The sequence below is a fragment of the Streptomyces malaysiensis subsp. malaysiensis genome, assembly GCF_040653035.1.
GTDB lineage: Bacteria > Actinomycetota > Actinomycetes > Streptomycetales > Streptomycetaceae > Streptomyces > Streptomyces malaysiensis.
In genome coordinates this window covers 1-24,369 of sequence record NZ_JBEZNG010000043.1, presented here as the reverse complement: position 1 = coordinate 24,369, position 24,369 = coordinate 1, and the positions used below count along the sequence as shown (strand labels likewise).

The 24,369-nt window shown below is 73.6% G+C and carries 9 protein-coding genes; 4 read left to right on the top strand and 5 right to left on the bottom strand.

Annotated features, from left to right (window positions below; genetic code table 11):
- Positions 1–92 precede the first annotated feature (92 nt).
- Complete coding sequence (locus AB0E24_RS42625; RefSeq protein WP_359385174.1) at positions 93–1,859, bottom strand: PucR family transcriptional regulator; 1,767 nt, start codon at positions 1,857–1,859, stop codon at positions 93–95.
- Between the two features lie 184 nt (positions 1,860–2,043).
- Here AB0E24_RS42625 and AB0E24_RS42620 point away from each other — a divergent pair, with 184 nt between their 5' ends.
- From AB0E24_RS42620 to AB0E24_RS42610, 3 genes are read left to right on the top strand one after another with little or no spacing between them, the layout of a single operon-like run.
- Entirely contained in the window at positions 2,044–3,444 is a 1,401-nt protein-coding gene (locus AB0E24_RS42620) for an aldehyde dehydrogenase family protein (RefSeq protein ID WP_359385172.1), read from the top strand.
- A gap of 50 nt (positions 3,445–3,494) precedes the next feature.
- Entirely contained in the window at positions 3,495–3,944 is a 450-nt protein-coding gene (locus AB0E24_RS42615) for a GlcG/HbpS family heme-binding protein (RefSeq protein WP_093706447.1), read from the top strand.
- Positions 3,941–4,666 carry a YoaK family protein gene (locus AB0E24_RS42610; protein ID WP_347236038.1) on the top strand — a complete coding sequence of 242 codons (726 nt, stop codon included), beginning with the start codon at positions 3,941–3,943 and terminating at the stop codon, positions 4,664–4,666. The genes AB0E24_RS42615 and AB0E24_RS42610 overlap by 4 nt, the downstream gene beginning before the upstream one ends.
- Before the next feature lie 408 nt (positions 4,667–5,074).
- Here AB0E24_RS42610 and AB0E24_RS42605 read toward each other — a convergent pair whose 3' ends face one another.
- Together AB0E24_RS42605 and AB0E24_RS42600 are read right to left on the bottom strand one after the other, a co-directional pair.
- On the bottom strand, positions 5,075–5,926 hold the full coding sequence (locus AB0E24_RS42605) for an SAM-dependent methyltransferase (protein ID WP_359385169.1): 852 nt from the start codon (positions 5,924–5,926) through the stop codon (positions 5,075–5,077).
- Between the two features lie 363 nt (positions 5,927–6,289).
- Complete coding sequence (locus AB0E24_RS42600) at positions 6,290–7,162, bottom strand: helix-turn-helix transcriptional regulator (protein WP_359385167.1); 873 nt, start codon at positions 7,160–7,162, stop codon at positions 6,290–6,292.
- A 204-nt stretch (positions 7,163–7,366) separates the two neighbouring features.
- Here AB0E24_RS42600 and AB0E24_RS42595 point away from each other — a divergent pair, with 204 nt between their 5' ends.
- Positions 7,367–8,128, top strand: coding sequence for an SDR family oxidoreductase (locus tag AB0E24_RS42595; protein WP_359385165.1), 762 nt, complete (start codon positions 7,367–7,369; stop codon positions 8,126–8,128).
- A 147-nt stretch (positions 8,129–8,275) separates the two neighbouring features.
- Here AB0E24_RS42595 and AB0E24_RS42590 read toward each other — a convergent pair whose 3' ends face one another.
- Both AB0E24_RS42590 and AB0E24_RS42585 read right to left on the bottom strand, forming a co-directional pair.
- A complete protein-coding gene (locus AB0E24_RS42590) occupies positions 8,276–18,667 on the bottom strand; it encodes an SDR family NAD(P)-dependent oxidoreductase (RefSeq protein WP_359385163.1) in 10,392 nt (3,463 codons plus the stop codon).
- Between the two features lie 10 nt (positions 18,668–18,677).
- Positions 18,678–24,369: type I polyketide synthase (locus AB0E24_RS42585; protein ID WP_435865389.1), on the bottom strand; the 5,692-nt coding region annotated here is incomplete at its 5' end.

Here is a 24,369-nt window from a genome sequence, read left to right as displayed (position 1 = left end):
CGGCCCCCGCCCTCCGGGCGGCCCAGCCGCCCAAAGAGGGGTGGCCCGAGCCACCGGGCGGCGCAGCCGTGCGAAGAGGCTGACCGCAACACCTACGCCGGCGGCGACAACTCGGCCTGTAGAACTCGCAGGGAATCGTTGAGGGTTTCGATGCGGTGGGCCAGCCACACCGTGAACTGGGTCTCCGCCGACCGCACATCCATCTGCAAAGCCCGCGACGCCCGCTCCAACTTGTACAGCATCGTGTTCCGATGCAATTGCAGCCGCCGCGCGGCGGCATTCAAATTCCCGGACTCCGCGATATACGCCAGCACGACCTCCTCCAGATTCCCGGTCTGCCCATCAGCCCGCCGCAGCGGCTCCAGCACCTCGGCCGCGAACTCCCGCCCCTGCGCGGAGTTCGCGGCCGCCTCGACCGCCGCGAACACCCGCAGCTCCTCGTACCCGCACACCTCCGGCACCGGCACCCGCCCCGACAGCTCCAGCGCGATCCGCGCCTCGCGGTAGCCCGCGGCCACCCCCGCCGCGCCCTGCGCCGCCCGTCCGTACGCCACCTGCGCCGCGCCGTCCGTACGATCCGCCACCAGCCGGTGCAGCTGCCGTCCGAAGCGCCGCAGCTCCGCCTTCTCGCCCAGATCGCCGAACTCCGCGACGACCACCAGCAGCTGACCCATCAGCGCCGCCATCGTGAAGCCCGACATCCCGCGCAGCGCGCCCACCGCGCGCGGCAGCGACTGCGCCCATGCGGCCGGGCCCACCGCCTGCATCGGGATGACGAAAACCGCGTGCGCCGCCTCGGTGTCGAACCGGTAGTGCCGGGAGCGGGCCTGGAGCTCATGCGCGTCGGTGAACCGCCCGTGCACCAGCGTGTCCAGGAAGTCGTCCCGGGAGCGCTCCTCCGCCTCGGTGACCGAGCGCTGCCGCAGGATCTCGGACGCCACCAGCGGCGCGCCCTGCTCGACGATCACCCGGTGCTGGGCCAGCGCGTGCTCCCCGGGCGGCAGCACGGGCTCGACGACGGCGACGGTGCCGTACGGCTCGCCGGCCACCCGCACCGGTGCGGTGACGACGTGCAGCCGCTCGCCCCAGGGCGCGGCGGCGACGAGGTCGTGGGCACCCGGATGGCCGTGCCCGGACGCGTGGTCGGACGTATAGTCGGCCGGCGGGACGTCCACCGGCCCGGCGGCGTATCCCTGTTGCTCGTGCACCGCCTTTGACAGCTCCTGCCACTCCGCGTCGGAGGCCGCCCGGTCTCGCTCGGCCCGGGCCAGCAGCTCGCCGTGCTGGTCCGTGATCATCACCGAGCCGCCGGAGAGCGTGGCCATGGCCCGGGCCAGCGCGGGCAGCCCGGAGCCGGCGGCGAAGACCTCGCCGAGGGTGCGGTGCACGCGCACGCTGTACTCCAGCACATGCGCCGTGTCGGCGATCGCCTTGACCGCCACCAGCCGGCTGACGCGGTGGTAGTCGGCCTCCGGCGCCAGCCGGACGAGCGGCAGCCCGGCGCTGTCCGCCCCCCGCATCAGCGGGCCGAAGTCCGGCTCGGTCCCGGGCCGCAGCCGGGCCAGCACCACGGCCGCCCCGCGCGCCGCGAGCCCGGCCAGCAGCCGCCGGCAGTCGGGCGCGGCGACCAGCTCGGCGGCCGTCGCGTATACGGCTATCCCGGCCAGGTCCGCCCCGGCCGCCAGCCGCTGCGGGCCGGGTCCCGGCGGCAGCTCGGCCAGCGGCAGGCACCAGGTGACCGGACGCCTCAGCCCCGCCTTGCCGCCGAGCAGCCGCCCGCGCAGCACTGGCTCGGCCAGCAGCGACTCGACCGTAAGCCCCTGTTCGTAGCCCCTCTTGTGCAGTACGTCTTGTGCCATCTGCCTACATCCTCCTGCGGCGAAAATGCGGTTTGTACGAAGCGGCCCGGTCGTGCGCGGCGAATGCTGGGTCGTACGAAGACAGCGATACGAGCCAGCGACGCCGGGTCACGGCCGACGAGGACGTGGAGGTCATCTTGACGGGAAACCTACTTGCGCACCAGACCGCCCCCAGGACCACTCCATGACGGCACTCAGGTCCTATAACCCGGCAAATCCGTCCGAACTGGTCACCGAGGTGCCGGCCGCCGGCCCCGCGGACGCCGCGGAGGCAGTGCGTAGTGCCCAAAGCGCCTTCGACGGCTGGTCCGCCGCCCCCGCGGGCAAGCGGGCCGAGGCGCTGCACGGCGCCGCGGCCCAGCTGGCCGCCGAGTCGGCGGAGCTGGCCGAGCTGATCTCCCGGGAGGAGGGCAAGCTGCTCGGTGCCGCCCGCACCGAGGTCGCCAAAACCGTCGAGCAGTTCCGGCTGGCCGCGCAGCTCGCCTTCCTCGCCGAGGGCAGCACCTACCCCGCGGAGTCGGCCGGGGTGTCCGCGTGGACGCTGCGGGTGCCGCTCGGCGTCGTCGTGGCCATCACCCCGTGGAACTTCCCGTTGTCCCTCGCCGCCCGCAAGATCGCTCCGGCGCTGGCGGCTGGCAACACCGTCGTCTTCAAGCCGTCGCCGGTCACGCCGGGCGCGGGCGAGCGGCTGGCCGCCGCCTGCCACCGCGGCGGTGTGCCCGAGGAGGCGCTGCGCGTCGTCCAGGGCGACGACCCGGAGGCCATGGCGGCGCTGGCCGGCGCCCCGGAGGTACGCGCGGTCACGTTCACCGGCTCGGACCGCACCGGCGCCGCGCTGCACCGCGCGGTGCGGCCCGGGGTGCGCGTCCAGTTCGAGCTGGGTGGCCACAACGCCGCTCTGGTCTGCGCGGACGCGGATCTGCCGCGCGCCGCCGCCGAGGTCGCCGCGGGCGCCTTCGGGCTCACCGGCCAGGTGTGCACGGCGACGGACCGGGTGCTGGTGGACCGCGCGGTGGCGGCGGAGTTCACGGAGCTGCTGGCCGAGCTGGCCGCGAAGCTGACCGCGGGCCGTGGCGACGACTCGGCCGCGGCGATGGGCCCCGCGGCCACGGCGGCGCAGCGGGACCGCATCACCGCCCTCCTGGACTCCGCGACGGCCGCCGGGGCCAAGATCGCCGGCCAGGGCACCCTCGCCCCCGGCACCGACCCGGCCGGCCACTGGCTGCTTCCGACGGTGCTCACGGACGTACCGGCCGACCATCCGGCGATCACCGGCGAGATCTTCGGCCCGCTGCTGTCCGTCGTCCCCATCGATGGCCCGGACCAGGCCCTGGCCGAGATCAACGCCGACGACCACCGCCTCGTCACCGCCATCCACACCCGCGACCTGGCCACCGCGGGCCGCTTCGTCCGCGAGGCCCGCTGCGGGCTTGTCAAGGTGAACGAGCGCACCACCGGCAACGGCGTGGCACCCCCCTTCGGTGGCTGGGGCGCCTCCAGCTCCGGCGCCTTCCCCGAGGGGGGCCGCACCGCGCTCGACTTCCTCACCGACACCAAGACCGTGTACTGCAACGTCCTGGCCTGACGACGGCCCGTACGAAAGCGCCTGAACCACCCTCACCCGACGGGAGAACCATGCACACCGTCCAGCGCCTGACCCTCGAGGACGCCCTGATCATGCTGGAGGCCGCCGAGGCCGAGGCCGCCCGGATCGGCGTCAGGCAGACCATCTGCATCGCCGACGACGGCGCCCACCCGATCGCCCTGCACCGGATGACCGGCGCCCGGCTGACGGGTGTCGAGATCGCCATAGCGAAGGCGTTCACAGCCGCGGGCCACCAGCGCGCCACCCACCTGTTCAACGAGGAGCCGAAGGGCCCGGCCCTGCCCGGCAACGAGGCGTTCGGCATCCAGCACATGCACCCCGGCCGCTTCGCCGCGTTCGTCGGCGGCTTCCCGGTGGTGTACGAGGGCCAGGTGATCGGTGCCGTCGGCGTCAGCGGCGGCAACGGCGAGCAGGACAAGGCGGTCGGTGCCGCGGCGCTCGCGGCCTTCGAGCGGAAGGTCGCCATACAGTCCGCATGACCGCCGCCTCCACCACGGCCCCGACGGGGCCCCCGGCGCGACCCGGCCCGCGCCGGAGAGATCATCCCCCCTCTCCGGCGCGGGCCGCTCACCGCCGTACCGACCTCGCACTCCTGCTCCTCACCCTCGCCGCCGGGGTCACCGACGCGGTGTCCTTCCTCGGCCTCGGCAGCGTCTTCACGGCCAACATGACCGGCAACCTGGTCATGGTCGGCATGGCCGCCGGCCGGGGCGAGTCCTGGACGGAGATCCTGCACGGCGACGTGCTGCGCTGCACCGCGTCCTTCGCCGGCTTCACGGCGGGCATGCTGGCAGGCTTCCGCCTCCCCGCCCGCACCGGCTCGGCCGCGCTGTACGGCACCCTCGTCCTGCACCTGCTCTTCCTGACCGGCTGGGCTGCGACGGGCACCGACCCCGGCACCGCCGTGGGCGCCGGCCTCATCCTGGTGTCGGCCGCGGCCATGGGCCTGCAAACCGCCGCCGCCCGCCGGATGGACCGGGCCGGGATCACCACCACGTTCGTGACCGGCACCCTCACGTCGCTCGTCTCCGGCCTGGCCGGCGGCGACCGCACCCACGCGGGCCTGCGCACCGCCGTCCTCGCCGCCCTGCTCGCGGGCGGCGTGGCGGGCGGACTGCTCCTCGTGTGGGCGCCGCCCGTCGCGGCGATGGTGGCTCCCGCGGCCACGGCGGCCGCGCTGCTGCTGCGCGGCCGCGCGTAAGCGCACCGGGCCGGGCGCGTGGCTCCGCGCCCGGCCCGGTGGCACACCGCGATTCCTACGACCGGCTGCGAGCGCAGGGTGACACTGGGGGCTGGACCGGGCGCGAGGGTCGACGGTACAGCGATCAGCGGTAGCGGCGATTCCGCTGATCGGACTTCCGGCGCGCCTGACGGCTCGCCAGGGTGGTGCCGCGGTAAATGCCGGATTACTGGACCACCGCTCGATCGAGTGCGCCTGATGACGAAGCAACTTGCCTTGACGGCCAGTTGAAGCGGAGGGTGAGCACCGCCCGAGCGACCGTACGGGGCCCCACGGTTCAGGGCGGAAGAGCCAGCCGTGCGGAGGACCCTCGTCCACGATTTTCTGGACCTGGTGTCGCGGTGCACTATGTACTTGTCTGGAGCGACTTCAGGGTTTGTAGGCAACACCTCCGTACATGGCAATGTCCTGGTCGGCGATGTTGGCGATCTCGGCCGGGTCGCGGCGCCACTTGTGCATCTGGACCACGCCGGGTTCTTCGAGTTCGAGCCCATCGAAGAAGCGTTCGGCTTCGGCCTTTGTCCGCCATACCAGTGGCTCACCGTGATCGGCGTACTGCTTCGCGACCCCGGTAAGCACCTCGGGTGCGAACTCGTCGGTGGCCACAGTCAGGGCGACCCAACTGCCAGAGGGAAGGATGTCGATGAGTTGCCTGACGACGCGATATGCCTCGTCAGCATCGAGGATGAAGTGAACTACGGAGATAATGGTCAGCGCGACGGGCTGGGTGAGGTTGAGCGTAGCGGCCAGTTCCGGAGAGTTGATGATGCGTTCGGGATCCCGCATGTCCGCGTCGAGGTAGCTGATTTTACCTTCCGAGCTCCCCTGCATGAGGGCGCGCGCGTGGGCGAGAACGATGGGGTCGTTGTCGACGTAGACGATGCGTGAGGTGGGGGCGACCGCCTGGACCGTTTCGTGGAGGTTGGGGGAGGTGGGGAGGCCGGTACCGATGTCGAGAAACTGTCGTATGCCCTTTTCGGTAGCCAGGTACCGTGCGGATCGGTGCATGAAAGCACGCCCTTCCTGCATGTGAACACGCAGGGCGGGCCAGATCTGAAGGGAGGCATCGCCGACTTCGCGGTCGACGATGTAGTTGTCCTTGCCGCCGAGGATGTAGTCGTAAACCCGTGCTCCGTGAGCCCTATGGGTTTGCAGGCGGGCCGCGATACCGCTGCTTTGTGGGTCCCACTGCTGACTGATTCCGTCCCTTGTCTCGCCCATGGCTTTCCTCCCACATCGCACAGCCTCGATCAACTCTGTTCAGCATCCTAGCCTCGATCGTTCATGAGTCCTCGTCGGTGTGGTGACGGGGACTTTGCGGTTGCGAGGTGCCGTCTTTCCAGGGTTGGGGCAGGGTGAGGGCCCGGCTCTCGTGTCGGGTGGGCGCCGGGTTCCACTTCGCCGGTGGGGCGGTGCGGGTTGTCGTGGGTGCAGATGCGATCGGGCCGCGGGCGGCAGTTTTGGCACACGGCCCCGGCCCCGACACGTCGCGCAGTGCGACCCCGCCGCGCGTGACACCCGGACACCCGTCGTCCGCGGCTGGTGGCAGCGTTCTTACCGGCACCCCGGGGTGGCATGTGTTCGTCAGGGTGTCTTTGGGCGCGAGTCGTCCGCCCTTCTGCCGTGCTCTGTGCCGGCGGACCCGGTGTGTGAGAGTGCGGCGAGGAGCCGCAGCTTCTCGTCGCTGTCGCTGTCCTTGTCGGGGTAGTAAACGACGAGGATGACGTCGTCGATGGGGAGTTTGTCGCGGTGGAGGCGTAGTTCACCGACGACGGGGTGGTGGACGGTGGTGGTGCCTCCGTCGAGACTGCGGACGTCGTGGCGGGCCCACAGGGTGCGGAACCGCTGACTGGACAGCGCGAGTTCTCCGACGAGTTCGACGAACCGGGGGTTGTCGGTGTCGTCCCCGATGGTGGTGCGAAGGGCGGCGATGAAGTCGGCGGTGGCTTTCGTCCAGTCCTGGTGGAAGGCTTGTTCCTCAGGATCGAGGAGGAGGGAACGAAGCCGGTTCTGGCCGGGCCGCAGGCGAGGGGAGAGCGCGACCGCCATGGGGTTGGAGGCCAGGACATCGAACGCGCGCCCTTCGACGAACGCGGGGATCTGAAGGTGGGCGAGCAGCTCGTGCACCCGCGCCGGTACGTGCTCGGGCCGCTTGCGGCGCGGCGCCCTGGGGCGTGCCGCCGCGAGGCCGAGCAGATACGCCCGTTCGATGTCGTCGAGTTGCAGGACGCGCGCGAGTGATTCGAGGACCTGCGGTGAGGGGTTCTTGTCACGGCCGCGTTCCAGGCGCAGGTAGTAGTCGGGACTGATTCCGGCGAGCAGGGCGACTTCCTCGCGGCGCAGACCGGGCACGCGGCGGTTGCCGCCGGCCGGGAGTCCTGCCTGCGCCGGGGAGACCAGCTCACGCCGGGCGCGAAGGTAGCTGCCGAGCCGGTTGCCGGATTCCTCATCCTTCATACCGCCACCGTAATGCGGTGCGCGTGTCTCAGCGGGGGCCCTGGCAGGACCAGGGAAGACGGGGGCCCTGCCACACCCGGCGGATGCCGTCAAGACTGCGATAGCACTGTTTTGAAAAGCACTGTTTCGAAAAAGGCAAAGAGCGTCTTTGTCTGCGCCGCGGGCCTGAACGCCGGCGGCGCCCCGGACTGAAGGGAAGACCTCATGGATCTCTCCAACCGCACCGTTCTCATCGTCGGTGGAACCTCGGGTATCGGGCGAGAGCTGGCCCGGCGGTTCGCCGCGGCGGGCAGCACCGTGGCCGTTGGCGGCCGCAGCCCGGAGGCGCTCTCGGAACTGGCCGAAGAAGGCTTCGGCACCATCAGCATCGACGTCACCGACAGTGTCTCCGTCGCGTCTGCCCGTGACACCGCGCTCGCCCGGTACCCCGAGCTGGACACCGTGGTGACGATGTCGGGCGTCATGCTCCTGGAGGACCTGCGCGACCCCGCGCACTTCGAGGCGGCGGCAACGACGATCGACACCAACCTGCTCGGCACCATCCGGGTCATCGACGCCTTCACCCCGCACCTGGTCCGGCGGGGTGCCGGCACCTTGATCACCGTCACCTCCGGCATCGCCTTCCTGCCGTTCCCGCCCATGCCCAGCTACGCCGCGTCGAAGGCCGCGGTGCACGCCTACTCCGAGGCACTGCGCGCGCAGCTCGACGGCACCGGTGTCGGTGTCGTCGAGCTCGTCCCCCCGGCCGTCGCCACGGCAGGACAGGAAAAGGTGAACCCGCACGCGCTGCCGCTCGACGACTTCGCCACCGAGGTCATGCAGCTGCTCTCGCAGGACCCCACCCCCCACGAGATTCTCGTGAAGGGCGTCCTCGTGCACCGCTGGGCCGAGCGCGACGGCGCCTACGACGACCTCGTCGCACAGCGCTCCCAGGCCCTGGCCATGCTCCCCAGCCGCCAGGACTGACACCTTTCCCTCCGCTCGGCGGCCTCCTCGCTCATCCCCCGGGCAGCCGCGAGCGGCCACGCGTCCTGGACACGACCCCCGCCACCCGAACGGCCCCGCCCACGCGGCCCACCCTGCCGGGCGGCGACAGTTTCAGCGGCGGCACGGCTACTCCAGTTCGTTGTCGATGATCGCGAGCATCTCCGCCAGACCCGCCCTGTCGAGGTCGGACGTCTCGGAGCCGGTTTCCCGCGGCGGCTCGTCACGGGCGGCATCCGGCAGGGAGGCGAGCAGGGCGGCCAGCCGGGACCGCAGTTCGCCATGGTCCGCGTCGTCCGGCGGCAGCGAGCCGGCGAGGTGCTCCAGTTCGCTCAGGGTCGTCAGCAGACCGTCCGGGCGGGTGGGGTCACGGGCCTCCAGGAGGGCGTCCAGATGCTCGGCCAGCTCCACCGGTGATGGGTGGTCGAAGGTGAGCGTGGTGGGCAGGCTCAGTCCCGTCGCCGTGCTGAGCTGGTTGCGCAGCTCGACGGCGGTCAGCGAGTCGAAACCGAGCTCGAGGAATCCGCGCGCGGGGTGCACCTCGGAACGTCCCAGCAGTGCGGCGGCGCGGCGGCGGACCAGGTCGAGCAGCAGACGGCCGCGCTCGCGGCCGGTGGCCCGCGCCAGCCGTTCCTCCGGACCGGCGGCTCCGGTCCCGGGGGTGTGGGTGCGGCGCCGGCCGCCGAGGAGGTCACGGAGCAGCGGCCGGTCGAGGCCGCGCGCCACGGCGCGGTCCAGCCGCAGAGGCGCCAGGAGCGCGTCGCCGCAGGCGAGCGCGGCGTCGAGCAGAGCGAGACCCCCCTCGCTGCTCATCGGAACGACGCCCGCTCCGGTCAGCCGTGCCCGGCCGTCGTCGCCGAGGGCGGCGGTCAGGCCACTGGTCTCCGCCCACCAGCCCCAGGCGAGGGACTGGGCGGCCAGGCCGAGGTTCCTCCGGTGGAGGGCCAGCGCGTCCAGGAAGGCGTTGGCGGCCGCGTAGTTGCCCTGCCCAGGGGCGCCGAGAAGGCCCGCCACGGAGGAGTACAGCACGAACAGACCGACATCGCCGCACAGTTCGTGCAGATTCCACGCGCCGTCGACCTTCGGTGCGAGAACCGGGTGCAGCCGGTCCTCGGTGAGGGTGGTCATGGTGGCGTCGTCCAGCACACCGGCCGTGTGGAACACAGCGGTCAGCGGGTGGGCCGTGTCGATCGTACGGAGGAGGGCGGCCGTGGCGGTGCGGTCGGCCACGTCGCAGGCGACGGCCCGGATGTCGGCGTCCAGCCCCTCGGGAACCACGGGAGCCGTGCGGCCCACCAGCAGCAGATGCCGCGCTCCGTACGCCTGCACCAGATGACGGGTCACGAGGGTGCCCAGCGCACCGCCCGCTCCGGTGACCAGAACGGTGCCGGAGGAATCGAGAGCGGGCCGTTCAGGGGCCGGAACGGCCGGCACGAGGCGGGGGGCGCGCAGCCGGCCCGACTCGACGGCCAGTTCGGGTTCGCCACTCGCCACCGCCGCGGGCACCAGCGCCAGGTCGACGGGGTCGGCCGGGTCACAGTGCACCAGCACCAGGCGGTCCGGGTGTTCCGTCTGCGCGGACCTCACGAGCCCGGCGACGGCGGCCGCCGCCAGGTCGTCCCGGGGCAGCAGGAGGACCATCCTGGTGTCCGTCAGGCCCGGTGCCGCCAGATGGGCGCCGAGCAGGGCCAGGGCACGGGCCGTGGCCCGGTGCGCGGCCCGGGCGGGATCGGGTCCGTCGCACCGCGGCGTCACGACGATCGTGTCGGGCAGGTCGTCCTGGCCGAGCAGCGCCTCCAGCGTGTCCGCGGTACGTGCGCCGGGCAGGGCGGCGGCCAGTGCGGAGGCTCCCTCGCCGACGGCGACCCAGCGCCGCGGCGACACGGACGGCGTGGTGAGGTCGGTCCAGGTACGGCGGAGCAGGGAGTCGGCGACGGGGGCGGCTCCGGGCAATGCCGCCGCGGGGACCTCCCGGACGGTCAGTGAGCCGACGGAGGCCACGGCGTTGCCCGCGCTGTCGGCGGCCTCCAGGGAGACGGCGTTCTCACCCGCCGGTGCGATGCGGACCCGCAACGCCGTCGGTGCCTCTCCGGAGAGGGTGACATCACGCCAGGTGAAGGGGAGGCACAGTGCTTCGCGGCGGTCGTGGACGGCCATGGCCTGTACGGCGGCGTCCAGCAGGGCGGGGTGGACACCGAACTCCTCGCGGGGAAGTCCGTCGTGCGCGACCTCGGCGTAGACCTCGTCCCCACGTCGCCAGGCCGCGCGCAGCCCGCGGAAGGCGGGTCCGTAGTCGAGCCCGGCACGGGCGTAGGTGTCGTACAGCGCCGCGACGTCGACGGACTCGGCCCCGGCCGGAGGCCATGCGGCGAGGGCGCCGGTGAGCGGCTGCTCGGGCGCGAGGGTGCCCTCCGCGTTGCGGGTCCAGTCGGCCGACTCCTCCGGGCAGGAGGAGACCGTCACCGGCCGCCCATCGGGCCCGGCGGATCCCACACGTACCCGCAGCCGCACCGCGCCCGTGGCCGGCAGGGTCAGCGGGGCGGTGAGGGTGAGTTCGGCGATCCGCCCGTGGCCGACGCGACGGCCCGCGCTGACGGCGAGGTCCAGCAGGGCGGTACCGGGCAGCAGCACCACGCCGAGGGCGGTGTGATCGGCCAGCCAGGGGTGGGTGGCCAGAGAAATCCGGCCGGTCAGCACGCAGCCGTCCTCGTCCAGGTCGACCGCGGCGCCGAGGAGCGGGTGGTTCGCGGGGGCCAGGCCCGCCCCGGCCACATCGGCGCGCTCCCTGGGCGGCTCGGGCCAGTAGCGCTCGCGCTGGAAGGCGTAGCGAGGCAGGTCGACCCGGTGCCCCCGCGGCACGGGCAGCCGTGCGGGCAGCCCGTGCACATGGGCGTCCGCGAGGGCCAGGGCCAGGCGTCGCGGGCCGCCGTCGTCGCGCCGCAGTGTGCTGAGCACCGGCACCGGTGTCCCGGCCTGCTCGGCGGTCTCCCGGATCGGTACGACGAGCGTCGGATGCGGGCTGATCTCGATGAAGACGGTGCCCGGCCGGTCCAGCAGGGTGCGCGTCGCGGCCTCGAACTCCACGGGTTGCCGCAGGTTGCGGTACCAGTACTCCGGGCCGAGGCCGGCGGTGTCCGGCCAGTCGCCGTCGACGGTGGACAGCAGAGGGATCCCGGCGGTGCACGGCGCGATGGCGGACAGGGCGTCGAGGATGCGGGCGCGCAGCGGTTCCACATGCCGGGAGTGGGAGGCGTAGTCCACCGGGATCGCGCGCGCCCGTTCGTCGTGGGCGAGGAGTTCCATGAGCGCGTCCGCGTCGCCGGAGACCACCGTGGAGCGGGGGCCGTTGACTGCGGCGACGTCGAGTCGGCCCGGCCAGTGTTTCAGCAGGTCGCGGACATCGGCCACCGGAAGGGGGAGCGAGACCATGCCGCCGTGCCCGGCGAGGGCGGCCAGTTCGCGCGAGCGCAGGGCCACCACGCGGGCACCGTCCTCCAGGGACAGCGCCCCGGCGACCACCGCGGCGGCGATCTCGCCCTGGCTGTGGCCGAGCACGGCGACGGGTTCCACGCCGTGCGCGCGCCACACTTCGGCCAGCGAGACCATCACCGCCCACAGCGCGGGCTGTACGAGGTCCACGCGGTCGTACTCCGCGCGGCGCAGCACGTCGTCGAGGCCGCACTCCAGGTAGGGCGCCAGCGCGCGGGCGCACTGGGCCATGCGGTCGGCGAACTCCGGTGAGTGGTCGAGGAGTTCCAGCGCCATGCCCGTCCACTGGCCGCCCTGGCCGGGGAAGACGAAGACCGGCCGGGGGTCGGCGACCGCCTCCCCGGTCACCAGGCTGCCGTCCGGCTCTCCCTGGTGCAGGGCGTCCAGGGCGCGCCGCAGCTCCCGCGGGTCGCCGCCGAGGACGACGGCACGGTGCGGGAAGGTGGTGCGGGTGGTGGCCAGCGAGTGCGCGACATCGCGGGGGTCGTGCCGGGCCAGTGCGGGCAGCAGGTTGCCGGCCTGGCCGCGCAGGGCCGCCGGGCCGTGCGCGGACAGCGGCAGAGCCAAGGGCGGGCCGGCCGCCCCGTCGGGGGCGGGCCAGCGCGGGCGCTGTGCGCTCTCCCCGGCGGCGGCGTCGGAAGTGGCGCCCTCCAGGATGATGTGCGCGTTGGTGCCGCTCGCCCCGAACGAGGACACCCCCACGCGGCGCGGTCCCTGCCAGGGCCGGGTCTCGGACAGCAGTCGCACGGCACCCGCGTCCCAGTCGACCCGGCTCGTCGGGGTGTCCGCGTGCAGGGTCCGCGGAATGGTGTTGTGCCGCATCGCCATGACCATCTTGATGATGCCCGCGGCCCCGGCCGCGGCCTGTGTGTGGCCGATGTTGGACTTCACCGAGCCCAGCCACAACGGCCGGTCCGCGGGACGGTCCCGGCCGTAGGTGGCCAGCAGGGCCCGCGCCTCGATCGGGTCGCCGAGGCGGGTTCCGGTGCCGTGTGCCTCGACCACGTCCACGTCGCCGGTGCGCAACCCGGCGTCGGCCAGCGCGGCGCGGATCACCCGCTCCTGGGACGGGCCGTTCGGCGCGGTCAGCCCGTTGGACGCGCCGTCCTGGTTGACGGCGCTGCCGCGCACCACGGCCAGTACCCGGTGGCCGTTGCGCCGCGCGTCGGACAGCCGCTCCACCAGGAGCATCCCGACGCCTTCGGCGAAGCCCGTGCCGTCGGCGGAGTCGGCGAAGGCCCGGCAGCGCCCGTCCTCGGACAGGCCGCGCTGCCGGCTGTACTGCACGAACAGTTCGGGGGTCGCCATCACCGAGACGCCGCCGGCCAGTGCGAGCGAGCACTCCCCCGCGCGCAGGGCCCGCGCGGCGAGATGCAGTGCCACGAGGGAGGAGGAACAGGCCGTGTCCACCGACAGCGCGGGCCCCTCGAAGCCGAAGGTGTAGGCGACGCGTCCGGACGCGATGCTGCCGGCGCTGCCGTTGCCGACGTACGGCTCGATCTCCGGTGGCGCGTCGCGCAGGCGCTCGGCGTAGTCGTGGTGCATCACGCCCGCGAAGACGCCCGTCGGGCTGCCCCGGAGTCCGGCCGGGTCGATGCCGGCGTCCTCCAGAGCCTCCCAGGCGGCCTCCAGCAGAAGTCGCTGCTGCGGGTCCATGGCCAGTGCCTCACGGGCGGAGATGCCGAAGAACTCGGGGTCGAAGCCGGACACGTCGTCCAGGAACCCGCCGTGCCGCGTGTGGCTGCGTCCGGGCCGGTCGGGGCCGGTGCCGAAGAGCGCGTCCAGGTCCCAGCCCCGGTCCTGCGGGAAGGGTGTGATGGCTTCGCCGCCCGCGAGGACCAGGTCCCACAGCTGCTCCGCCGACGTCACTCCGCCGGGGAACCGGCAGGCCATGCCGATGATCGCGACGGGCTCGTCGGCGGGCGTGCGGGGTACGGTCCGCGCGGCCTCGGGCGGGTCGGCCGGCGCGTTGCGCTCCAGCTGTTCCCCGAGCCACTTCGACAGCATGCGCGGGGAGGGGTGGTCGAAGACGAGGGTGACGGGCAGGCGGATGCCGGTGACGGCGCTGAGGCGGTTGCGCAGATCCACCGCCGTGAGCGAGTCGAATCCGAAGTCCTTGAACGCCCGCTGGGGGTCCACGCGCCGGGCGTCGTGACCGAGGACGGTGGCGACCTCGGCGAGCACCAGGGCGAGGACGCCGCGTTCGCGCTCGTCCTCGGGCAGCCGCAGGAAGCCCTCGGCCCAGTCGCCCGCGCCGACGGGCGGACGAGGTCGCGACGTACCGGCCGCGCCGCCCTCGGCCAGCGTGCGGAGCAGCGGCGGCGCCGCGTCGGGCAGGCGGGCGGGGTCGATGCGGACGGCGGCGAGCACCGGGGCGTCCACGGTGAGTGCGGCGTCGAACAGCGCCAGCCCCGCCTCGGCGGTCAGGGGCAGCACGCCGCTGCGTCCCATCCGGCCGGCGATGTCGGCCGCCGTGAGGTGGCCGGTCATCGCACTGGGATCCTGCCAGAGTCCCCAGGCGATCGACTGTGCGGGCAACCCGGCGGCACGGCGGTGCCGGGCCAGGGCGTCCAGGAAGCCGTTGGCGGCCGCGTAGTTGCCCTGGCCCGGGGAGCCGAGCAGCCCGGCAGTGGAGGAGAACAGGACGAACGCGGCCAGCCCGAGGTCCTTGGTCAGTTCGTGCAGGTGCCAGGCCCCGTCGGCCTTCGGCGCGAGCACCGGCCCGATCCGCTCGGGGGTCAGGGACAGCACGGTGGCGTCGTCGAGCACCCCGGCCATGTGGACGACCGCGGTGAGCGGGTGCTCGGCGGGTACGGCGGCCAGCACGTCGGCCAGAGCCGTACGGTCCGACACGTCGCACGCGGCCCATGTCACCTCGGCATCGAGGTCGTCCAGGGCCGCCACCCGGCCCCGGCGGCCCAGCAGGAGCAGATGCCGGACGCCGTGTTCGCGGACCAGGTGGCGGGCCACCAGGCCGCCCAGCAGTCCGGTGGCCCCGGTGATCAGCACCGTGCCGCCCGGGGCGAGGCAGGACTTCTCGACGCCGTGCGTCACGCGGGTCAGACGGGGCGCCAGCACCTGGTCACCGCGTACGGCGACATGCGGCTCGCCGGAGGCCAGAGCGGCGGGCACCGCGTCCGGGCCGTCCGCTTCGAGGAGGACGAACCGGCCGGGGTGCTCCGACTGCGCGGAGCGGACGAGTCCCTGGACGGCACCGGCGACGAGGTCTCCGGGGCGGGTCAGGACGACGAGGCAGGAGGAGGCGAACCGGTCGTCCGCCAACCAGTCCTGGAGCAGGGTGAGGAATCGCCGCACGGTCTCGTGCGCGGCCCCCACCGGGTCCTCCTCGTGCCCCGGTGCGACGCCGACGGCCGCCACCACCGCGTCGGGTGCGCCGGCCACCACGGACAGGTCGAGGTCGGGGCCGAGGAGAACCGGAGCGGGGGTCGCGGACGCCCGGGCCGGTACGGGTGTCCACTCCGGCCGGAAGAGCCGGTCGGCGGCGCCCGTCCGGCCGGCAGCGAGCTGACCGGCCGACAGCGGCCGGCCGACGAACCGGCCGACCGAGCAGACCGGCCGGCCGGTGTCGTCGGCGATGAGCACGGACGCCTCGTCCGGTCCCGGCACGGAGAGCCGCACCCGCAGCGCGCCGGGGCCGGCGGGGCTCAGCTCCACACCGCTCCAGGAGAAGGGGACCTGGATCCCGTCGAGGTCACGGTCGAGGAAGAGGGCGTGCAGGGCGGCGTCCAGGGCCGCCGGGTGCACCAGGAATCCGCCGGAGTCCGCGCCGCCGGGCGCGGCCACCTCGGCGTACAGCGTGTCGCCCAGTCGCCAGGCGGCGCGCAGCCCTTGGAAGGCGGGCCCGTAGCCGTAGCCCGCCTCGTCCAGTCGCCGGTACAGGTCCGTGGTGTCGACGGGCGCCGCGCCGGGCGGCGGCCACGCGGCGAGTTCCCCGTCGTCGGGCAGCGGGCCACCCGCGGTCAGGAGGCCGTCCGCATGCCGTGTCCAGTCGTCGTCCTCGCCGCGCCGGGACAGGACCGCGACCGGCCGGGCGCCTTCCGTCTCCGGGCCCAGGCGGACCTGAAGCGTCACACCGCCCCGGTCCGGCAGAACGCAGGGCGCGTACTGGGTGAGTTCGGCGAGCCGGGGATACCCGGTCCGGCGCCCCGCGCTCACCGCCAGCTCGACGACGGCCGTCCCCGGCAGAAACACGGACCCGGCGACCGCATGGTCGGCCAGCCACGGATGTGCCCCGGACGCCGGCCGCCCGGTCCAGACACAGCCCTCGTCGCCCAGGTCGACGAGCGCGCCCAGCAGCGGGTGGCCGCCGGCCGCGAGGCCGAGGGCACCGACATCACCGTCACGTCCCGGCACGCCGTCCAGCCAGTACGACGCGTGCTGGAAGGGGTAGGTCGGCAGCTCCACCGGCCGCGCGTCGGGGAACAACGACGACCATTCCACCGGCACGCCCTGTACGAAAAGTTCAGCGGCCGAGCGCAGCAGCCGGTCCCGGCCTCCCTGGTCCCGCCGCAGGGTGCCCACCACCACGGCGCCGGGTGCCGAGTCCTCGATACCGACGGTCAGCACGGGGTGGGTGCTGACCTCCACGAAGGTCGTGAACTCCGCATCCGCCAGGGCCCGTACGCCGGCTTCGAACTCCACGGTCTGCCGCAGGTTGCGGTACCAATACCCCGCGTCCAACTCATCCCCGGTGACCCACTCACCGTCCACCGTGGAATAGAACGGAACAGTGGCCCGCCGGGGGGATATCCCCTCACAGGCCCGCAGAACATCCTCGCGGATCTCCTCCACCCGCACCGAGTGCGAGGCGTAGTCCACCGGAATCCGCCGAGCACGCTCCACGACCCCCAGCACCTGCTCCAGCCCCGCCACATCACCCGACACCACCACCGAGGACGGACCGTTCACCGCGGCCACCGACACACCCTCCGGCAACAGCCCCCGCACCTCCCCCACCGGCAACGGCACCGACACCATCCCACCACGACCCACCAACCCAGCGATCGCCTTCGACCGCAACGCCACCACCCGCGCACCGTCCTCCAACGACAACACACCCGCCACCACAGCGGCAGCGATCTCACCCTGCGAATGACCCACCACCGCATCCGGCCGCACACCCACCGACTCCCACAACGCCGCCAACGACACCATCACCGCCCACAACACCGGCTGCACCACATCCACCCGACCGAAATCACCAGCCCGCACCACATCCACCAACGACCAGTCCACGAACGGGGACAGCGCACGCTCACACTCCGCGAACCGCGCCGCGAACACCGGCGACGACTCCAGCAACTCCACCGCCATACCCACCCACTGCGCACCCTGACCGGGAAACACGAACACCGTCCGGCTCACCTGGCCGACGGTGCCGCACACCACGTTCTGCGGCACACTGCCTTCGGCCAGCGCGGACAGGGCGGTCCTGAACTCCTCGGCGGTCTCCGCGACCACCACCGCGCGGTCGGTGAGGGCCGCCCGGGTCGTCGCCAGTGCGTGGCCGATGTCGCCGGGGGCGTGGCGGTCGGCCAGGGCGGAGATGTTGCGTGCCTGTTCCCGCAGGGCGGTGTTCCCCCGGGCCGTCAGTACCCAGGGAACGGGTCCGTGAGCCGGTCGGCCGACGGGGGCCTCCTCGGCCGGGGGCTCGGTCGGTTCCTCGATGATGACGTGGGCGTTGGTGCCGCTGATGCCGAAGGAGGACACCCCGGCCCGCCGCGGGACGTCGGCCTTGGGCCACGGCCGCGCCTTGGTCAGCAGCTCGACCCGCCCCGTGGTCCAGTCGACGTGCGAGGTCGGGGCGTCCACGTGCAGGGTTCTGGGCAGCAGGCCGTGACGCATGGCCAGCACCGTCTTGATCACACCGGCGAGCCCCGCCGCCGCCTGGGTGTGGCCGATGTTCGACTTCACCGACCCGAGCCACAGCGGCCGGTCGCGCTCCTGGCCGTAGGTGGCCAGGAGCGCCTCGGCCTCGATGGGGTCGCCGAGGCGGGTGCCGGTGCCGTGCGCCTCCACCGCGTCGACATCGGACGCCCGCAGGCCGGCCTGGGCGAGGGCCGCGCGGATCACACGTTCCTGGGCGGGCCCGTTGGGGGCGGTCAGACCGTTCGAGGCGCCGTCCTGGTTGACCGCGGAGCCGCGGACCACGGCCAGGACCGGGTGGCCCAGCCGCCGGGCGTCCGACAGCCGCTCCACCACCAGCGTCGCCGCGCCCTCTCCCCAGCCGGTGCCGTCGGCCGCCTCGGCGAACGCCTTGCACCGGCCGTCCGCGGAGAGCGCACGCTGTCTGCTGAGTCCGACGAATGCGTGCGGGGTGGACATCACGGTCACGCCGCCGACCAGTGCCAGCTCGCATTCGTCCTGGCGCAGCGCATGGGCGGCGAGGTGGAGTGCGACCAGCGAGGACGAACAGGCCGTGTCCACGGTGACGGCGGGGCCCGTCAGACCGAGTGTGTAGGCGATCCGCCCGGACATCACGCTCGCGGAGCTGCCCGTGCCGACGTAGCCCTCCAGACCGTCGGGGAGCGGCAGACGGCCGTAGTCCTGTCCGTTGGTGCCCACGAACACGCCCACCTGGGCGCCGCGCAGCGAGCCGGGCACGACGGTGGCGCGTTCCAGGGCCTCCCAGGAGGTCTCCAGGAGCAGCCGCTGCTGCGGGTCCATCGCCGTCGCCTCGCGGGGCGAGATGCCGAAGAAGTCCGCGTCGAATCCGGCCGCCTCCGTGACGAAGCCGCCGGCGCGGACATAGGAGCGGCCCGGCGCGTCCGGGTCGGCGTCGTACAGCGACTCCAGGTCCCAGGCCCGGCCCGCGGGTACGTCGGACAGCGCGTCGACCTCCCCCGCCACCAGGTCCCACAGCTGTCCTGGGGACGCCACCGCGCCGGGGAAGCGGCAGGCCATGCCCACGATCGCGACGGGCTCGCTTCGTGCGGACAGTTGCCGGCGTGCCTCGCGCAGGTCGGAGGTGACCCGCTTGAGGTACTCCACGAGCCGTTCTTCGTTCGCCATGGGCGGGTTGCTACCTTCCGAATTCGTCATCGATGAGGGCCAGCAGTTCGTCCTGCGTGACGTCGTCCAGGTCACGCTCGTGTGCCGGGTCCGGCGCGATCTCGCCCAGCAGCGCCCGGAGGCGCTCCGCCACCGCGCCGCGCTCGTCGCCGCCGGGCGGGAGAGCGGCCACGGCCGCCTCGAGCCGGTCCAGTTCCGCGGTGACCGACGACGCGGCCGGAGCCGTCCGTTCGCGGAGCCGGTCGTGCAGGTGGCGGGCCAGCTCCTCGGCGGTCGGGTGGTTGTAGGCGAGGGTCGCGGACAGGTGAAGACCGGTCTGGGCGCGCAGCCGGTTGCGCAGTTCCACGGCCGTCATGGAGTCCAGTCCGAGTTCGGTGAGGGTACGGTCCTCGCCGAGGGTGCCCGGGTCGCGGTGGCCCAGTACGGCGGCCAGGGCCGATCGCACCGTCTGCCGTACCAGGCGCGCCTGCTCCGCTTCGGACAGCCCGGACAGCCGGTCGAGGAGGCCCGGTGCCGGCTCCGCCGCGCGGTCGGGAACGAGCCCGGCGACCACGGACGGGGCCCGCTCGGCCGGGAAGCGTTCCCAGTCGGCGTCCATGACGAGGGCGAACGGGACTTCGGTGGCCGCGAGCGCCCGGACGGCGAGCGCCGGGTCCATCGGAGTGAAGCCGTGCCGGCCGGCCGCTCCGGCGACGGCGTCCGCCGCGGCGAGCCCGTCCCCTGCCCAGGGGCCCCAGGCGATCGAGGTGGCGGGCAGCCCGAGGGCATGCCGGTGGGCGGCGAGCGCGTCGAGGAAGGCGTTGCCCGGCGCGTAGTTGCCCTGGCCCGCGGTACCGAGTGTGCCCGCGACCGAGGAGAACAGCACGAACGCCGAGAGCGGGCGGTCCCGGGTGAGCTGGTGGAGGTGCCAGGCCGGGAGGGCCTTGGTGCGCAGCACCTGGTCCACGCGGTGCGGGGTCAGCCCGTCCAGGGTGGTGTCGTCGACGACGGCCGCCGCGTGTACGACGGCGTCCGGCGAACAGCGGTCCAGCAGCTCGGCCAGCGCGGCGCGGTCCCGTATGTCGCAGCTGACGGCGGTCGCCGTGACGCCGCCTGCCGTCAGTTCCGCGCACAGCTCCGCGACACCGGGGGCGTCGCCGCCGCGGCGTCCGGCCAGTACCACGTGTCCGGCTCCCTCGGCCGCGAGCCACCGCGCCACGTGCCGGCCCAGGGCCCCCGTGCCCCCGGTGACCAGCACGGTCCCGGACGGGCGCCAGACCGTGCGGTCGTAGGGGGCACGGACGAGGCGGCGGGTGCGCAGTCCGCCGTCGGTCACGGCGAGCTGATCCCAGCCGGACGTGAGCGCGGTGACGAGCAGTTCGGCCGCGGTGGCGGACGGTTCGGCGGGCACGTCCACGACACCGCCCCACAGCTCCGGGCGCTCGTCTCGGAGAACCGGGCCGAGGCCCCACAGCAGCGAGTGCCCCGGACCGCTCAGCGGTACCTCGCCGTCGACGGCGACGGCGCCCCGGGTGACGAGCCACAGGGGGGCGCCGGTCTCTTCGGCGGCGATCCGCCGCACCAGTTCCACGGTGGCGGCCGCCTCGTCGAGACCGGGCACCGCGGGGGATCCCCCGTCCGCCTCGCCGGGTCCGTCGGCGGCCGGCAGCAGGACGACGACGCCGGCGACCGGCCGCCGCGCGACCCGGGCGGGCACGTCCTCGGGCCGTACCACCGCCGGATCGGCGCCCCGCTCGGCCAGTGCCAGCACCACGGCGTCCGCGAGCGGGTCGCCGGCGGTGGCCGGTGCGACGAGCCAGGTGCCGGTCACCTCCGCGGGCGGATCGGCGGCTACGGGGTGCCACGTGAGTTCGTAGCGCCAGCGGCCCAGCGCCGCACTGTCCTCGCCCCTGCGGTGCCAGCGCGCCAGTGCGGGCAGCACCTCGCTCAGCCGGGGGTCGCCGTCGACACGCAGGCTCTCGGTCAGGGCGCTCAGATCCTGCTGTCGTACCAGAGCCCAGAAGTCGCCGTCCGGTTGCCGGGGTCCGAGCCAGTAGCGGCGGCGCTGGAAGGCGTAGGTCGGCAGATCGGTCGGGCGCGCACCGGGGAACACCCTGTCCCACCGGGGGGTCACTCCGTGTGCGGCCAGCTCCCCCAGTGCCCGCACCGTCCGGATCTCCTCCGGACTGCCGCGCCGGGCGCTGGGCACGAAGCGGACGCCGGGGACGTCGTCGGCGCACTCCTCGCCCAGGCCCGTCAGCACCGCGTCCGGCCCGATCTCGCAGAACGTGCGCACTCCGCGTGCCAGCAGCTGACGCACACCGTCGAGGAACCGCACCGGCTCCCTGACCTGTCGGACCCAGTGATCGGGGTCCGACACATCACCCGCGGCGGGCATCGGAAGGGACGGCGGGTGGAACGTCAGCTCGCGGACGACGGCGGCGAACGCGTCGAGCATGCCGTCCATGTGGTGGGAGTGGAAGGCGTGGCTCACCCGGAGTCCACGGGCGCCGGGCCAGCGGGCGGCGTACGCCTCCACGGCTTCCGCGTCACCCGACAGGACCACCGACCGGGGGCCGTTGACCGCGGCCAGGGACACGCCGTCCGCGAGCGTGCCGGTCACCTCGTCCTCCGACGCGCGCACCGACATCATCACGCCGCCGCCCTCGGCCAGCCGTTCCATCAGGTCGGCCCGCGCGGCGACCAGACGGCACGCGTCCTCCAGCGACAGAACACCGGCCACATGTGCGGCCGCCACCTCGCCGACGGAGTGCCCGATCACGGCGTCGGGCACCACGCCCCATGACTCCCACAGGCGGTACAGGGCCACCTGGAAGGCGAACAGGGCCCGTTGCGCCATGGCGGTGCCGCGCAGCACGTCCGCGTCGTCCACGCAGACGCCGCCGACGCCCGCGCTCGCTTCGGCGAAGGCCGAGGCGAACGCCGGGAAGGCGGCGGCCAGTTCCTGCCCCATTCCGGGCAGCTGCGCGCCCTGCCCCGAGAAGAGGAAACCCAGCCCGCCCGGCGCCGGGGGAGTCGTCACGACGGGCTGCGCCGGATCGCCTGCCGCGAGCGCCGCCAGGCCCGCCCGGAAGCCCTCCGCGTCGCGAGCGACCACGACCGCACGGTGGTGCAGCAGGGCGCGCGTGGTGGCCAGGGAGAGCCCGATGTCGTGGACGTCGGCTTCCCCCGTCCGGTCCAGCAGGGCGCGCGCCTGGTCGCGCAGCGCGCCCTCCGTGTGTCCCGACACCATCCAGGGGACGGGCCCGCGGGGGCCGTCGGCACCGGGGCGGCGTTCCGCGGACACCGATGTGTCGGGTCCGGCCTCCAGGATCAGATGCGCGTTGGTGCCGCTGATCCCGAACGACGACACGCCCGCGCGCCGCGGCCCGTCCCATGGGCGCGCCTCGGCCAGCAGGCGTACCGCGCCCGCCGCCCAGTCCACCTCGGAGCTGGGCCGGTCCGCGTGCAGTGTCCTCGGCAGCACCCCGTGTTCCATGGCCTTGACCATCTTGATCACACCCCCCACGCCCGCGGCGGCCTGGGCGTGGCCGATATTGGACTTCAGCGAACCGAGCCACAGCGGCTCTTCACCGGGCCGGTCCTGACCGTAGGTCGCCAGCAGTGCGCGCCCCTCGATCGGGTCGCCGAGCCGGGTCCCGGTGCCGTGGGCCTCCACCGTGGCCACCTCGGCCGGCCGCAGTCCGGCGTCGGCCAGCGCCTGCCGGATGACCCGCTCCTGGGCGAGGCCGTTCGGCGCGGTCAGTCCGTTGGACGCGCCGTCCTGGTTCACCGCGGAGCCGCGCAGGACCGCCAGGATCCGGTGGCCGTTGCGCCGCGCGTCGGACTGCCGCTCGAGGACGAGCATGCCCACGCCCTCCGACCAGCCCGTTCCATCGGCCTCCTGGGAGAAGGACTTGCACCTGCCGTCCGGTGACAGGCCGCCCTGGCGGGTGAACGCCACGAAGGGTCCGGGGGTCGCCATCACGGTCACGCCGCCGGCGAGCGCCAGGGAGCACTCATCGCGCCGGAGGGACTGCGCCGCCAGGTGCATGGCGACCAGCGACGACGAGCACGCCGTGTCCACCGACAGGGCCGGACCCTCCAGTCCCAGGACGTAGGAGACCCGTCCGGAGGCCACGCTGGCCGCCGTGCCGGTGAGCGCGTACGGATCGCCGTCCTCGGCCGGCTGGTGCAGCGGGGGTCCGTAGCCCTGGTCGGTCACGCCGGCGAAGACACCGGTACGGCTGCCGCGCGTGGCGCGCGGGTCGATGCCCGCCCGCTCCAGTGCCTCCCAGCTCGTCTCCAGCAGCAGCCGCTGCTGCGGGTCCATGGTCAGCGCCTCACGCGGGGAGATGCCGAAGAAGTCGGCGTCGAACCCGCCCGCGTCGTGGAGGAATCCGCCGCTGCGGGTGGTGGAGAACCCGGACCCGCCGGGGGCGGAGAGCGCCGCCAGGTCCCAGCCGCGGTCGGCCGGGAACGGTGTGATCGCGTCCGTGCCCTCGGCGATGAGCCGCCACAGGTCCTCGGGACCCATCACCCCGCCCGGGTACCGGCAGGCCATTCCCACGATCACGACGGGGTCGTCGGCCGCCGGCCCCACCGGCGCCCCGGGGGCGGCGGTGTCCTCGTTCGTTCCGGTGCCGTCGAGCAGGGAGCCGAGGTGCGCGGCCAGCCGCAGCGCCGAGGGGTGGTCGAAGACGGTCGTGGCGGGCAGGGTCAGGCCGGTCGTCCGGGCGATCCGGTCGCGGAGTTCGACGGCGGTGAAGGAGTCGAAGCCGATGTCCCGGAAGGTCTGATCGGCGACGATCGCCTGCCCCGAGGTGTGGCCCAGGACCTCGGCGGCCTCCCGGAGGACGAGTTCCACCAGGAACACCGAGCGTTCCCGCGCCGACAGGTCCACGAGGCGTGCGGAGAGCCCGGGGTCCCCGGCCGGGCTCTCCTCCTCGGCGGGCGCGGCCGGGCGGGCGGCTTCGGGGAGGGCCGACAGCAGCGGGCTCGGACGCGTCGCGGTGAACGTCGGGAGGAAGCGGGGCCAGTCCAGGTCCGCCACGACGATCGCGGTCTCGTCGTCGTCCAGGGCCTGTTGAAGCGCGGAGACGGCGAGGTCCGGCCGCATGGGCACGACCCCGAGCCGCCTGAGAAGGGCGTCCTGTCCGGGAGTGGCCCCGACCATGCCGGCCCCGCTCCAAGCGCCCCAGGCGATGGAGGTGGCCGTGCGGCCCCGGGCACGGCGATGCGCGGCAAGGGAGTCCAAACAGGCATTGGCGGCCGCGTAACCCGCCTGACCACCACTGCCCCAAGCCGCCGCACCCGACGAGAACAACACGAACGCGTCCAGCTCCATACCCGCCGTCAACGCGTCCAGATGCCAGGCACCGTCCACCTTCACCGCGAGTTCCTCGTGCAGCCTCTCCCGTGTCAGGGATTCCAGGGCGACGGTCCCGGTGTTCACACCGGCGGCGTGGACGACGGTGCGCAGCGGCACCTCCTCCCCGATCCCCGCGATCACCCCCGCCAAACCATCCCGATCAGCCACATCACACGCCACCACACTCACCCGCGCACCCAACCCCTCAAGCTCCGCCCGCACCCCCTCCACACCAACCGCCCCCGCACCACGACGACTCACCAACACCACATGCTCAGCACCACAACCCACCAACCACCGCGCAACACACACCCCCAAACCACCCGTACCACCCGTCACCAACGCAGTCCCC